This window comes from Paraburkholderia sp. FW306-2-2C-D06C (assembly GCF_058781505.1).
The window spans coordinates 54,462-67,991 of sequence record NZ_JBYSWU010000027.1; the positions used below are offsets into that span (position 1 = coordinate 54,462).

The following is a 13,530-nucleotide window of genomic DNA, read 5'->3' on the forward strand; positions in this document are numbered from 1 at the left end:
ACACGGGGACGGACCAACTCGGGCGCGGCAAACTCATGTATTGTTTCCTGACTACGCAGACGGTACATTTTTCTTGCATAGTCTGAAACAGTCATGCCGCAACAGCCGCCCGGCCAAGGCCGGTGCACCGCCGTCGCGCATCCTCCCCGTTCTCACTTTTCGCGCATCAGGGCTTGCGCGAGCCGACACCATGACGAAAAACGTTCTGAGCATCCAGTCACATGTCGTGTTTGGGCACGCCGGCAACAGCGCGGCCGTGTTCCCGATGCGCCGGCTCGGCGTCAACGTCTGGCCGCTCAATACCGTGCAGTTCTCGAATCACACGCAATACGGCCATTGGAGCGGCAGCGCGATCGATGCATCGCAGATGGAAGACCTCGTCGAAGGGATCGGCGCCATCGGCATGCTGCCGCGCTGCGACGCCGTGCTGTCCGGCTATCTGGGCACGCCCGAGCAAGCGCAATCCGTACTGGAAATCGTCAAGGCCGTGAAGGCCGCCAATCCACGGGCGTGGTATTTCTGCGATCCGGTGATGGGCGCGGCGAGCGGCTACAAGGTCGAGCCGGGCATTCAGGAATTCCTCGTGCGCACGATGCCGGAAATGGCCGACGCAATGGCGCCGAACCATACCGAGTTGCAACGCCTGGTGGGCCGCGAGATCGAGACGCTCGAAGAGGCCGTGACGGCCTGCCGCGAACTCATCGCCCGCGGGCCGAAGCTCGTGCTGGTCAAGCACCTGCTCGACCGCGACAGTCCCGCCGACCGTTTCAACATGCTGGTCGTCACCGAGCGCGAGGCATGGATGAGTCAGCGCCCGCTCTATCCGTTCGCGCGGCAGCCGGTGGGTGTCGGCGATCTGACGAGCGCGGTGTTCGTCGCGCGCACGCTGCTCGGCGACTCGATTCGCGCGGCTTTCGAGCACACGCAGGCCGCCGTGAATGCGGTGGTCAAGGCGACCTGGCAGGCGGGACGCTACGAGCTGGAGCTGGTTGCCGCGCAGAACGAAATCGCGCAGCCGCGCGAATGGTTCGACGCGTGGGTGGCCGAGACGGCGTAGACCATTGAGATTGCGGTTGCGTCAGTGGCTGGCCGAACCCGCGCCCGGCTGATTGGCCACGTCGGCGGTGCTGGCCGCGGCGGTCGCCGGTAAGAAAATCCCACCCGCGCGGAAGGCACTGTTCCGCGCTGCGTGGGCAATCCGCGGCGAGCGCCGTGGGGCATACGGTCCGCGATTGTCATCCGGGCGTCCTATAATGCCTGCCGCGTGGACGAAGCAGCCGCCCGTCCACAGCGCATTTTCAGCATCCGGCATTCAGCAGACGAGGCATCGATGGACGGTTATATCCGCAGCGAGCGGGAAGAATATTTTGAGCAGTTGTGCCTCAGCGTCGACGCTGACGAAACTCACGAGCAGGAAGCGATCGAGTACTTCGAGAACCAGTTCGACGAAGCCGACTTCGATCCGGCGCAGTGGCTCGACATCGCGCTCTATTACTCGCCGGCGGTGGCGCGCGGCATCATCGACATGGTGACGCCCGACGACAAGGCGCGCAGCAACATCGCCGCAGTGATCGCCGACAACCTCGACATCTCCTACGGCGAGGACGAATGCCAGCAATTCGCCGAGACCATCGAGTTCGCGCTCAACAACGGCGTGCCGGTCGATCTCGACCTGGTGCTCGACGGCTGCCAGCGCGCGATCGACGACCTCGACACGTGGGCCGACGAAGACACCAAGGCGCCGCTCCTGCGTCTGCGTGAGGAGTTGTTGCGCCAGCAAGGCGAGCACTGAGGGCCTGGCTTTGGCCCGCTGATTTTTCGGCGCAATCGCGGCTTTGCGTCCGTGGGCGCGCTGTTGCGATATAGCCGGCGCGCTCGCGCCGGTTTTCTGAGCCGCCGCGGTTTTCCTTAAGCATGTGCCGCAATCCGCATCTGCGCGTCTGACCTGACAGGCCGCCAGCCAAAGCGCTGTGCGATCTATGCCGAAATGCTCATTCAAAGCGCCGCGAACTGCCAAGACGGCTGCAAATTGGCTTTTTATATTCGCGCCAGATTGACCGACGCGCGCTGGCTACTCCACGTATTCCAGCATTGTTTATGGCGACGGAACATCCGTAGTCTGACGATGCGCGTGAGGCGGGCAGCCGCCGGTTCGCGCGCATCGATCCAGCGTTACCGCCTTGCTGCTTTCACACCTGAAAACTGTCGATGGAAGGAGAGACCATGAGTCTTCGCAACACGCTGAAACCGCTTGCACTGTTCGTTGGCGCCGTCTTCGCGACGGCGCCGCTGGCCAGTTTTGCCGATGACCTGCCGGTCAAGATCGGCTTTGCTGCGCCGATGACGGGGGCCAACGCCGGCTACGGCAAGGATCTGGAAAACGGCGTACGGCTTGCGATCGAGGAAGCCAACGCGCAGAAGGTCAAGATCGGCGACAAGGTCGCGCAATTCCAGCTTGTCTCCGAGGACGACCAGGCCGACCCGCGCATTGGCGTGCAGGCCGCGCAGAAACTGGTTGACCAGAGCGTGTCGGCGATCGTGGGCCACTTCAATTCGGGCACGACGATTCCGGCCTCGCAGATCTACGAGCAGGCCGGCATTCCGGTGATCGACCCGGCCGCGACCAACCCGATCATTACCGGGCGAGGTTTTGCGAACACCTTCATGGTGATTTCCACCGATGCGCAAAACGCCGGCAATGCGGGGATGTATGCCGTCGAGGTGACGAAGGCCAAACGGATTGCGATCATCGACGACCGCACCGCGTTCGGCCAGGGCGAGGCCGACGAGTTCGAGAAAGCGGTGAAGGCGCACGGCGGCAACATCGTGGCGCGCGAGTACACCGACAATCACGCGGTGGATTTCAGCACGCAGCTCACCAAGATCAAGTCGACGAATGCGGATTTGATTTTCTTCGGCGGGCTCGATACGCAGGCTGCCGGGTTTGCGAAGAAGATGAAGCAATTGGGGATGACCGCGCAGTTGGTGGGCGGCGGCGGCGTGGTGGATCCCGAGTTCATCAAACTGGCCGGCGACGCGGCTGAAGGCGTGATGGCATGGGAATATGGCAGGCCGTTGGCCCAGTTGCCTGGCGGCAAGGATTTTTCTGCCAGGTTCAAGAAACGGTTTGGGGTGGATATCCTGTCGTACGCGCCGTTTGGGTATGACGGAGCCTGGGCGGCGATTCACGCGATGCAACAGGCTAAATCCAGCTCGCCGACGGTTTATCGTCCTGTGCTGAAGGCGATTGATTTTGAAGGCGTCACCGGGAAGATTTCGTTTGATAATACCGGCGCGTTGAAGAGCGGTGCCTCCACGCTGTATCAGGTTAAAAGTGGGGGCTGGGTGCCGGTTGTAACCAAGAGCGGGAGTTAAGGTCTTTTTGCGTGCGCGGCGCCAGGTTGCGCCGCGTGCGTATCTACTTCAAAACCTTAACGATAACCACGGCATCCAGATCCCTCTGAATCCGGACCAGATCGGACTTCAAATCGGCAAACTCATCAGGGGAACACATCTGATGCCCAAATCCGGCCAGAAGGTGCCGCCTGATCTGCAATACCCGCGCCGCGGCATCCAACACATAGTGCGAAGAAAAATCTAAAAACCGATCCTTCACCACCGCATCAGGCGGCACATCCGTCACCTGGCCAAACCCTGGCAGCGTCATCTCCAGAATCTCATCGAACTGCCCGCCGATACACGCCCACGGCTGGGTCCGTGAAGGCTCCGCAAGCCACGCCTGCACCTGACTCTCCATGCCGCCAGACAAGCTGGTCAAAGCCGGCACAGCCGTCGTCCCGTCCTTCCAGACGAAATGCTCCACCCGTCCCTGCATCGAAGTAAAAAATGGCCCATTCGTAGCGGCCACAGCGCCCGTGCGCAATTGCGCAGTGCCATGCAATCCCGCCTGCAATAGACGGCTCGCGGCAATCTGCTGGGTCCGCTGCCGCGTCGCCCGGCGAAACATATTGCGCTCCAATTCAGCCGTCGAACCGGCATCCTCCACGCGATAAGCGTAATCAGCCGCCCCGCCCTCATCGATATCGATCTGCAAGCGCGCAGTCCGCTCACGCATCTGCGTGGCCGGCGTGCGCGACAGCACACCCTCGTCGACCAGCAACACGGGCCGGTCCATCACGCTCGGCGGCAAATAGCCAAAACCGACGCCGCCCGCGCTCGTGTCGGCATACAAGGACAACTCAGGAATCCAGACGATCGCATGATTGATCGCGCTCCCGCCATACCCCGGCACATCCGGCAAACTATAGTACGGGCCGAGATTGAGCAGCACGGCTTCACTGCGGATGCCGACCGCGGCCAGCAACGCGCCGTACAACGCAACGTGATCCTTGCAGTCGCCGTAGCGGTTGCGCAGGATGTCGACCGCCTTGTGCGGGATCGCCGCCGTCTCGCCGAGAAACAACGCGACGTAGCGAATATTCAAGCGCATCCAGTCGTACAGCACCTGCGCTTTCGCGCGCGGATCGGCGGCCTGTGCGGTCAGACCCTGCGCGAGCCGCACGATCGCCGGATCGCTCTTCGTCGGGTCGACGGCCGGGCCGCGATAGCGCGCCGCGAAACTCGCGAAGTCGGGCACCGTCGATACCATCAGCCGGTCACCCCAGTTCGCGTAGCCGACCGCGCCCGCTTCGAGCGGTGCATACGGGCCGTGCTGGTAATCGAACTCATAGCGGGTGCGGCCGTTCTCCGTGACCGGCGGCAGCGCGACATAGCCACGCGCGTCGGCATGAAACGGCACGTCGGCGGGCAAATCGAAGATCAGGCGCTGCATCTCGACCGGCTCGCGTGTCGGTTCGACCAGGTACGCAAAAGTGCCGGCTTGCAGAGGTTGGGTGCGTGTCTTGCGAAACGACAGATGCACGCGTGAGCCGGGTTCGACGCCCGGAAAGATCACCGTGCGCAATACGGCGTCTTCGAAACTCGGCGCACCCGCCGAGCGCGGCTCCTGCACGTCGCGGATCGCTTCCGGCCCGACCGGGTGCGCCACGCCGTTCGGGTCGATCGTTTCCGCGCCCAGCAATTGCACCTGCTCGATGTCCTTGTTGAACCACACGTAGCGTTGCGCGATATCGTCGACGCCGCTCGTCGTGTTGGCGCGCAAGATCGTATCGTCGTGTTCTTCGACGGAGCCGTCTTTCTGGATCACGAAGAGGTGGACGTCGCGCTCCATCGTCGACGGCGCGAGGTCATCGCCGGAAGGGCCGTCGCCGGCGTGCACGGCGGCGACGGCCGCACCGAGCGCTAACGCGGCGGCCAGCCTCATGAACGAGAAACACCGGGTCATGCGCGGCGCGCCCTGCCCCGCGCGCGCCATGTCCGCGGATTCGAAGCGAACTCCGCGCGAAACGCGTGATTGAAATTCGACAGATCGTTGAAGCCGCAATCCAGCGCGACGTCGACAATCTTCGCGCTGTCGTCGTGAAGACGCAGCGCCGCCGCTCGCAAACGCGCGCGTAGAAGATATTGATGCGGCGTCACGCCGGTCACCCGCTGGAAGGTCCGCAGGAAGTAGAACTCGCTCAGGCCTGCCGCGGCGGCGAGGCTCGCGAGCGTATGCGGCGCGCCAGGCGCGTCGTCGATCAGACGCACGGTCTGCGCCACGCGCGACCATGCCGCGGCGCTGGCCGGCTGCGCTGCACGCGTCAATGCACCGGTCGCATCCAGGGCCGCGACGGCCAGTTCGACAACGAGTTCATCCCACACCGGTTCGCCCACCTCCGAGGCCCCGGCGCAAGCTAGCGCGATCAACGGCGACAGCGAACGCAGTGACGGCACCCGCGCGCGCCTGAAGTTCAGATTGCCGTTCGAGATGCCTGCATCGGCGGCGATGTGCTCGAAGTAAGCCGGCGCATAACGGAACGCGATGCAGCGATCGCCTGCCCCATGCCGATGCCCGCACTCGAAACAGTCGCCGTTGTTGCCGAGCAGCAGCGCACCCGGCGTCAGCAGTTCGCGCCCCGCCGCTGCCCGGTAGCCGAACGAGCCGGCGACCACCATCGCGATGCACACGCCGCCGTGCCGTTCCTCGAACGGCTGGTCGCGTGGTCCGAACGTGCACAGAATGTCCGCGACGTCCCAGCCCGCGCCCTGCGCCAACGGGCGCGCGGCTGTGCTGCCGCGCGTGCCTTCGCGTGCGCGTTGCGCGAGCGCCTGCTGCAGAGTGACGGCAATTTTCCCCAAGATGCACCTCGGCTGAGTCCGTATTCTGTTTTTAGCACATCGGCGGCGCCTGCGGTTTTCCCGCTTTCGACGCCGCCGACTCGCTCAACACCCAAAGGAGGACACGCGATGAACATGCTGGACAACGAGATGGCGCGCGGTTTCCAGGACGCGCTGGGCGCGCCCGCGCGCGCCGCCGACATCGACGCCGCCGACGACGTCTATGGCTGGCTGATCGGCAGTTGGGACATGGACGTGGTGCACTATCGCGTCGACCTCGGCAGCGAACGCCGACGCGGCGAGATTCATTTCGGCTGGGTGCTGGAGGGCCGCGCCGTGCAGGACGTGTGGATCATGCCGCCGCGCGGCGAGCGCCACGCGGGGCTCGCCGCCATCGACAACATGTACGGCACCACGCTGCGCGTGTGGGATCCGGCGCTGCGCGCGTGGCGGGTCACCTATATCAATCCGCTGACTGGCCAGCGGGATGAACTGGTCGGCAGGCGTGTCGGCGACGATCTCGTGCAGATCGGCAGGCATGCCGACGGCACGCCGATTCGATGGAGCTTTACGGATATCACGCGGGATACGTTCCGGTGGCGTGGCATGGCGCTCGCGGAAGATGGCGTGACCTGGCGGCTGGAGGCGGAGTTCCATGCGCGGCGCCGGCGCGCCTGAATACCTGGGGTGTGTTCACATTTACGACTGGCCCAAGCGCGCAGGCAAGCGATGCAAACACGAGATAGCTCTTGGCGAGCTTGTCATATCGAGTGGAGGCGCGGCGAAAATACTTGATGCGCTTGGGCAAGCCTCAACCTGCTGATTCTACGGCCCGGTTCGTTGCTCTCCTGCAACATAGAATCTAGCCAGCACACGGCCCTTTTCATGGGGGAGTCACGGCGCTGCTGCCCGAATGGTTCGAAAAGTCGCTGTCAGGTTGCCTGGATTTCGAGAGATTCAAACTCGACGACCAGTTCGGCTCCAACGGTCGCCGCCACGAAGGCGATGTGACGTCCGGGCTTTTCGGAATACCTATCGGCCTTCGCCAACGCCGCCTGCGCCTCGCCGTAACGCCTATCTCCCGGTTGGATGATTGCGATGTCATACACGATGTTCAACTGGCCAAAGTGTTCGACCACGCATCGACGTGTGCCGACGAACTTCACGGTAGCGCGGCGATCTTGCAACTTAAGCCCTAAGGTCAGGCTGTCGCCGTCATCCGTCACGGCAAGGATGTCGATATACCAGTCGTGAAAATGTTGAAACGTCTTTAGTTCATTCATGATCGAAGCCTGTCAGTAAGGCAGGAGAGAAAAGGCATTCCCAAGATCACGGGTGTTGCCGTCCCAATTGTGCGAGTGAGGTGCCCCGAAACCGTGATCGTGGTCGAAGTCAAAATCGACTGCGGCGTTTCCGTTTGCATCATAGAGCCGCATCTGACCGCTTCCTGATGGGTTGACGACCCACGTATTAGCCGGGCCTCCCGTACGGGGCAACCATGCCAGCTTGCTATCGCCGCTTGGCAATGAGCGACCATCACCATATTCAAACGGTTGCGCGTCACCTAACAGCGACTGAGGTGCGTCGGTGGTGTTTGCGTATTTGCCTGTCCATCCCGCCGCGTTTCAGGGGCTAACCGGGCGACCGTGGAGATCCTTGCCGCCGAGGAGTTGGGCGCGATAGCCGTCCACTCAATACGGCAAGCTCGCCGAGAGCTATCTCGTGTTTGCATCGCTTGCCTGCGCGTTTGGGCCAGTCGTAAATGTGAACACGGCTTGGGGTGTCGGCCGGTTTCAATCCCCGATTTGTCCCAGCAGGGCCTGCAACTTCTCCACATGCCGCAACAACAAATGCCGATGCTTCTCAATCTGCTCGAGCCGCCCGGCAAGATCAGCCTGAATCGGGTCATCCAGATCAGCAGCGGCAATTACCTCTTCCACTTTCGACCGCATCGCCGCCAACTCCACCGGCGCATGGCTCAAATGCCGCTCAAAGCGCCGTACGTCCTGCACCGCCAGGTCGCGGACCTTGCGGAAATGCGCCTGGCGCCGATGCGCTTCGGCGTCGAGCGTCTCCTCTTCCACGCGCCTGGCCGGCCCCGCCTGACCGAAAATCGGTTCGGGCGGACGTAACACCGTTTTCTTGCGCACCGGATGCGCGGTGCCGCGAAACCGCGCGAGCGGCATTTCGTTGTCGATCGCCTCGCGCGCATTGGCCGGTATCTCCTGCTCCGTGTGCGGCGCGTTCATCCAGCCGTTCGGCAGGCCCGTGACCGCCTCGATGCCGCGCACGAATTCCTCGCTGAATTCACGCTGGCCGGACAATATCAATTTCAGGTAGCTCGCGGAGAAGGTCATCATGCGCGCGAGACGGGTCGCCGCGCCAACCTCACGGGTCAGCAGCACCAGGTTCGCTCGCCAGACCGGGAGCAACAATTCGTCGGAATCTTCCATCGCTGGGTCTTCCATCTCGTTTGCCCGAGGTACGGATGATGCGCTCGCACGCTCCATCGTCCTGAAAGGGTAGCCGCTTCACCGCATCGCGCGCAATCGCGGCGCACTTAGTTGGCGGCTGTCGATGTGCCGGGGTAACACGCGCCGGCGTACCGCCGTGCTTCGCCCGCCGGCACTGCCTCGTGCACCACTACCCCATAGACCTAAGGATTTTGTAATAAAAGGTCACCGGCAAATGTTGCGGCGCGCTATCCGGCCCTATACGTTCTGCGCGAAACCGGCGGCATGCAATCACGGACACACGCTGTTACACCTTTGCCGCGTAACTTGCCGCGTAACTTGCCGCGTAACTTGCCGCGTAACTTGCCGCGTAACTTGCCGCGTAACTTGCCGCGTAACGGCGGTCAGGTGATCAAGGCGGATGCTAGCAAACCGCGGACCAACGTAATCAATGCGCTGGCGGAGATGATACGAACGCTGACGCGGCGCCGGGGGTTGGCGCCGCTCGAAGGATACGCGTGTTGTGAGGCGCGTTGTGCGCCGCAGCGTAAATCGTCAGGCCGAGCCGACCCGCTCCAACGCGGTCGTCACCAATTTTTCCAGCAAAGGCTCGACCTTCGCGGCCAGCGTTTCGTCATACGCGTACGGCATCTGTTCTTCCATATACGTAATCTGCGACAACTCGAGCTGCACCGCGTGCACGCCCTGCGCCGGCTGCCCGTACTGGCGCGTGATATAGCCGCCTTTGAAGCGCCCGTTCGCGACCGCCGAATAACCGCCATGCCGCTCTACTACAGCGGCCAACTCCTCGCCCAGTCCCGCCGCCGCACTCGCCCCGTTGGACGTGCCAAAGTTGAAGTCCGGCAGACGTCCCTCGAAAAAGCGCGGCACGTGCGAGCGGATCGAATGCGCTTCCCACAGCAGCACCTTGCCGTGCCTCGCCTTCAACGCGGCAAGTTCGCCTTGCAGCGCCTCGTGATACGGCTTCCAGTACGCATCGCGCCGGCGCGCGACTTCGACTTCGGTCGGCAAATGGCCTTCGCGGTACAACGGTTCCTTGTCGAAGGTATCGACCGGCAGCAAACCGGTGGTGTCCTGGCCCGGATAGAGATTCGCGCCATCGGGCGGACGGTTCAGGTCGATCACATAACGCGCGTACGACGGCGACAGGATCGACGCGCCCATGCGCTTCGCGAACGCATACAGACGGTCGAGATGCCAGTCGCAGTCGTCGGTGCGCTGCGCGACGGGCGTCATCGTTGCGGCAATGTCGGCGGGAATCTGCGTGCCCAGATGCGGGATCGAAATCAGCAGCGGCAGGCTTCCTCGATGCAGCGTGACAACCGGCGCAATAGCCGGAGTAGTTTGAGTAGACGAAGCAGTCATGTCAGTCCGGAATCAATGGGATCGAAGGCTCAATCACTCTGTAACTCATTTCTATAGTTCACTTCTGTAGTTCACTCCTATAACTCGCTTCTATAACTCGCTTCAGCAATTCATCTCAGGAATTCACTTCAGCAAGCCGGCAAGCGCCACGCGATAGCGCGCATAGGCGCCCTCTTCGTCGCGATGCCGGCGGTTATCGACGACCTTGTCGCCGCCCGCGTAGACGTCGCGAATCGGCGTCTCGCCGTGCTCGCAGAATACAACGCCAGAAAACCAGGCGTGGGGGGCGTGCTCGGCGATGCTCGAATGATCCGCGTCGAGCACCAGCCAGTCGGCGCGCCGGCCGGCCCGCAAGGCGCCAACCGCGCGGCCCGTCGCGTGCGCGCCGCCTTCAAGGGCGGCGTCGAACAGGCGGTCGGCCACATGCGAGGCTTGCGCCGACGCCAGCACATTGCGTTGACGGCGCGTGAGGCGCTGGCCGTATTCGAGCAACCGCAACTCGGCGCGCCAATCGACGCCGATATGGCTGTCCGAGCCGACGCCGATACGTCCCTGCGCTTCGAGATACTCCTGCGCCGGGAAGATGCCGTCGCCGAGATTAGCTTCGGTAGTCAAACACAATCCGGCGACCGCGCCGCTTCTTGCGAGCGCCGGCGTTTCGTTCGCATCGACGTGCGTGGCATGCACGAGACACCATCGGCTATCGACATCGAAACGATCGAGCAGCCATTGCACCGGCCGCGCGCCTTCTGTTTCCAGACAGGCGTCGACTTCGGCGGTTTGCTCGGCGATATGAATATGAACCGGCGCGCTCGCCTCGATGCCGCCCAGCAGCGCGCGCATCGAATCCTCGGATACCGCGCGCAGCGAATGCGGCGCCACGCCGTAACGCAACGCGGCGCTTTCAGGGCGCGCCGCGCGCAACGTGCCGAGCAGTTCGAGCAGACTGTCGGGCGTATTGATGAAGCGCTGCTGATCTTCACGCGGCGCGCGCGAGCCGAAACCGCTGTACTGATACAGCACCGGCAGCATCGTCATGCCGATGCCGCTCGCCGATGCGGCGTCCACCACACGCTGCGCGAGTTCCGCCTGATTTGCATAGCGGCCGCCATCCGGCGTGTGATGCACATAGTGAAACTCGCAGACCGACGTATAGCCCGCTTTCAGCATTTCGATGTAGAGCCACTGCGCGACGGACGCAAGCCCTTCCGGCGTGATCTTTGCCGCGAAGCGATACATCAGATCGCGCCAGCTCCAGAAATTGTCGGTAGCCGCGGCGCCGAAAGCAGCGCGATATTCGGTGAGGCCTGCCATCGCGCGCTGGAACGCATGCGAGTGAAGGTTCGGCATGCCAGGCAGTACGGGACCGGCGGCCTTTTGCACGCCGGCAGGCACGGCCGCCGTATCGGGCGTGACCGACGTCAAGGTGCCGGTTGCGTCCCACTCCAGCAGCACGTTGCGGCGCCAGCCATCCGGCAGGTACGCATGGTCGGCGAATAACGATTGCTTCGATTGCGTCATCTTCAGGCCTTAGCTCAATTCACGCCGCGTATAAACCGTCTCGCCCGAGCGCACGACCCGCGCGCACAACGGACGCCCAATCCAGTAAGCCAACTCCGCGAGCGACTCGACCGACCACACCGCGAAGTCCGCTGCGCGCCCCGCTTCCAGCGAGCCGTGCGAATCCGCCTTGCCGAGCGCGCGCGCCGCGTGCGACGTTACGCCCTGCAGCACTTCGGGCACGGTCATGCGGAACAGCGTGGCCGCCATGTTCATCATCAGCAGCAGCGAGGTGGCGGGCGACGTGCCGGGGTTGCTGTCGGTGGAAATCGCGATCGGCACTCGATAGCGCCGCAGCAAGTCGAGCGGCGGCAATTGCGTCTCGCGGATGAAGTAGTACGCGCCGGGCAATAGCACGGCAACCGTGCCCGCTTCTTTCATCGCCGCGACGCCGGCTTCGTCGAGGAATTCGAGGTGATCCGCGGACAGCGCATGGTGACGCGCGGCCAAGGCCGTGCCGCCGCCATTCGACAACTGCTCCGCATGCATCTTCACCGGCAGCTTGTAGCGCCCGGCGGCTTCGAACACGCGCTCGCTTTGTTCAAGCGAAAAACCGATGCGCTCGCAGAACACGTCGACCGCATCGACGAGGCCTTCGTCAGCGAGCGCCGGCAGCATCGTGTCGCAGACTTCGTCGATGTACGCATCGGCGCGGCCTGCAAATTCAGGCGGCAATGCATGCGCGCCGAGAAAGGTCGTGTAGACCGACACCGGATAGTGTTCGCCCAGGCGGCGCGCGACGCGCAGCATCTTGCGTTCGCTCGCGAGGTCGAGGCCGTAGCCGGATTTGATTTCGACAGTGGTCACGCCTTCGGCGAGCAGCGGTTCGAGCCGCGCGGCGGATTGACGGAACAGCGAATCTTCGTCGGCGGCACGCGTGGCGCGCACCGTGGAAACGATGCCGCCGCCCTGCCGCGCAATCTCTTCGTAGCTGACGCCGGCCAGACGCTGCGCGAATTCGTCGGCGCGCTGGCCGCCGTACACCAGATGCGTATGGCAATCGACGAGACCCGGCGTCACCCACGCGCCGTGCAGATCTTCGCGCGGCCACGCGGCGTATTCGGCGGGTAGTCCGGAGGCTGCGCCGAGCCACGCGATCTTGCCGTCTTGCACAGCAATCGCGGCGTCGGGCAACGTGTGTTGGGGATCGCCCTGGGGGCAGAGTTTGAGGTGATGCCAGACGGTTTGCTTCATCGCGTGCTCTTTGCAGCTCGTTGCGTGTCTGTAGTGGTTCGCGGCGCGCTATCTCTTCCAGCGTGACCGCGCACCGTCGTCATCGTTGCGCGTAACGCAGGCTGATCGCGAGCAAGGCGCCCGCGCCTTCGACCGTGCATGACAGCGCGTTCGGCGTGTCGATGCGCAGCGTGTCGCCGGTATCGAGCGCGAACGGCTGAACCCCGGCGCCGGGCGAAATTTCAACCGGCCCGCTCGCGCAGAACAGCAGCACGACGTCGGCGGACAAGTCGCGCTGCGTATCGCCGCGCCATACTTCGACCTCGCTCGCCGCCGCGCCACGCCGCACCATCAGGTTGAAGTCGCGCGTCGCACCGTCGACCAGACGCGCGTCGATGTGCGCTTCGCCCGCGAACCGCGCGATATCGAGCGGTTGTGTCAACGCATGCGTATTCAGCACGCTCGCGTTATCCCTCGCGTTATCCGATTCATCGAGCAACATGCCCGCGCCGGACAACAGCACGAGCGTGCGGTCGATGCCCGCGAAACGCGAGAACGGCCCGGCCTGAGCCACGTCGGCCACGCTCACGCGCCACACGAACGTGTCGAGTCCGGCGCCTTCGGGAAACGCCGCCACTTCGCGCGTGATGCCGCCGCCGTTCTTCCACGGCGTCGCCACGAGGCCGGCGCCGCGGATCAGCGTGGTGCTGGCCGGCTGCGCCGTCGCGCTGTCACGCGTGCTGTCATGCGTGCCGTGAAGCGTGCTATGAAGCGTCAT

12 protein-coding genes and 2 pseudogenes are annotated in these 13,530 nt (G+C 63.6%); 5 read left to right on the forward strand and 9 right to left on the reverse strand.

Going from position 1 to position 13,530, the window contains the following annotated elements; genetic code table 11:
* Positions 1–190 precede the first annotated feature (190 nt).
* The 3 genes from pdxY to AC3WLT_RS20925 all read left to right on the forward strand — a co-directional run bounded on the left by pdxY (position 191) and on the right by AC3WLT_RS20925 (position 3,375).
* Positions 191–1,057, forward strand: a complete 867-nt coding sequence (pdxY, locus tag AC3WLT_RS20915; RefSeq protein WP_492593594.1) for a pyridoxal kinase PdxY — start codon at positions 191–193, stop codon at positions 1,055–1,057.
* A 273-nt stretch (positions 1,058–1,330) separates the two neighbouring features.
* The gene (locus tag AC3WLT_RS20920; RefSeq protein WP_492593595.1) at positions 1,331–1,792 is read left to right on the forward strand and encodes a hypothetical protein; all 462 of its coding nucleotides are present in this window, start codon (positions 1,331–1,333) and stop codon (positions 1,790–1,792) included.
* A gap of 431 nt (positions 1,793–2,223) precedes the next feature.
* A complete protein-coding gene (locus AC3WLT_RS20925) occupies positions 2,224–3,375 on the forward strand; it encodes a branched-chain amino acid ABC transporter substrate-binding protein (RefSeq protein ID WP_492593596.1) in 1,152 nt (383 codons plus the stop codon).
* A gap of 43 nt (positions 3,376–3,418) precedes the next feature.
* Here AC3WLT_RS20925 and AC3WLT_RS20930 read toward each other — a convergent pair whose 3' ends face one another.
* Both AC3WLT_RS20930 and AC3WLT_RS20935 read right to left on the reverse strand, forming a co-directional pair.
* Positions 3,419–5,305 carry a DUF3857 domain-containing transglutaminase family protein gene (locus AC3WLT_RS20930; RefSeq protein ID WP_492593597.1) on the reverse strand — a complete coding sequence of 629 codons (1,887 nt, stop codon included), beginning with the start codon at positions 5,303–5,305 and terminating at the stop codon, positions 3,419–3,421.
* Positions 5,302–6,201 (reverse strand): helix-turn-helix domain-containing protein, encoded by a 900-nt coding sequence (locus tag AC3WLT_RS20935; protein WP_492593598.1) that lies wholly within the window; start codon positions 6,199–6,201, stop codon positions 5,302–5,304. The genes AC3WLT_RS20930 and AC3WLT_RS20935 overlap by 4 nt, the downstream gene beginning before the upstream one ends.
* 108 nt (positions 6,202–6,309) lie before the next feature.
* Between AC3WLT_RS20935 and AC3WLT_RS20940 the strand changes: the two genes are divergently transcribed.
* Positions 6,310–6,858: a hypothetical protein gene (locus tag AC3WLT_RS20940; RefSeq protein WP_492593599.1), complete on the forward strand. Its 549-nt coding sequence runs from the start codon at positions 6,310–6,312 to the stop codon at positions 6,856–6,858.
* A 10-nt stretch (positions 6,859–6,868) separates the two neighbouring features.
* On the opposite strand, the pseudogene AC3WLT_RS20945 reads toward AC3WLT_RS20940, so the two are convergent.
* Positions 6,869–6,979 (reverse strand): annotated as a pseudogene (locus AC3WLT_RS20945) (IS5/IS1182 family transposase); the annotation flags it as partial.
* A gap of 133 nt (positions 6,980–7,112) precedes the next feature.
* Positions 7,113–7,463 carry a hypothetical protein gene (locus tag AC3WLT_RS20950; protein WP_492593600.1) on the reverse strand — a complete coding sequence of 117 codons (351 nt, stop codon included), beginning with the start codon at positions 7,461–7,463 and terminating at the stop codon, positions 7,113–7,115.
* Positions 7,464–7,866: 403 nt separating this feature from the next.
* Here AC3WLT_RS20950 and AC3WLT_RS20955 point away from each other — a divergent pair.
* Positions 7,867–7,956, forward strand: a pseudogene (locus AC3WLT_RS20955) (IS5/IS1182 family transposase); the annotation flags it as partial.
* A 17-nt stretch (positions 7,957–7,973) separates the two neighbouring features.
* Here the strand turns inward: AC3WLT_RS20955 and AC3WLT_RS20960 are convergent.
* The 5 genes from AC3WLT_RS20960 to AC3WLT_RS20980 form a co-directional block, all read right to left on the reverse strand.
* Entirely contained in the window at positions 7,974–8,633 is a 660-nt protein-coding gene (locus AC3WLT_RS20960; RefSeq protein WP_492593629.1) for a hypothetical protein, read from the reverse strand.
* Between the two features lie 555 nt (positions 8,634–9,188).
* A complete protein-coding gene (gene hutG / locus AC3WLT_RS20965) occupies positions 9,189–10,019 on the reverse strand; it encodes an N-formylglutamate deformylase (RefSeq protein WP_492593601.1) in 831 nt (276 codons plus the stop codon).
* Between the two features lie 123 nt (positions 10,020–10,142).
* On the reverse strand, positions 10,143–11,540 hold the full coding sequence (locus tag AC3WLT_RS20970; protein WP_492593602.1) for a formimidoylglutamate deiminase: 1,398 nt from the start codon (positions 11,538–11,540) through the stop codon (positions 10,143–10,145).
* A gap of 9 nt (positions 11,541–11,549) precedes the next feature.
* A complete protein-coding gene (gene hutI, locus AC3WLT_RS20975; RefSeq protein ID WP_492593603.1) occupies positions 11,550–12,773 on the reverse strand; it encodes an imidazolonepropionase in 1,224 nt (407 codons plus the stop codon).
* Between the two features lie 79 nt (positions 12,774–12,852).
* Complete coding sequence (locus AC3WLT_RS20980; RefSeq protein ID WP_492593604.1) at positions 12,853–13,530, reverse strand: HutD/Ves family protein; 678 nt, start codon at positions 13,528–13,530, stop codon at positions 12,853–12,855.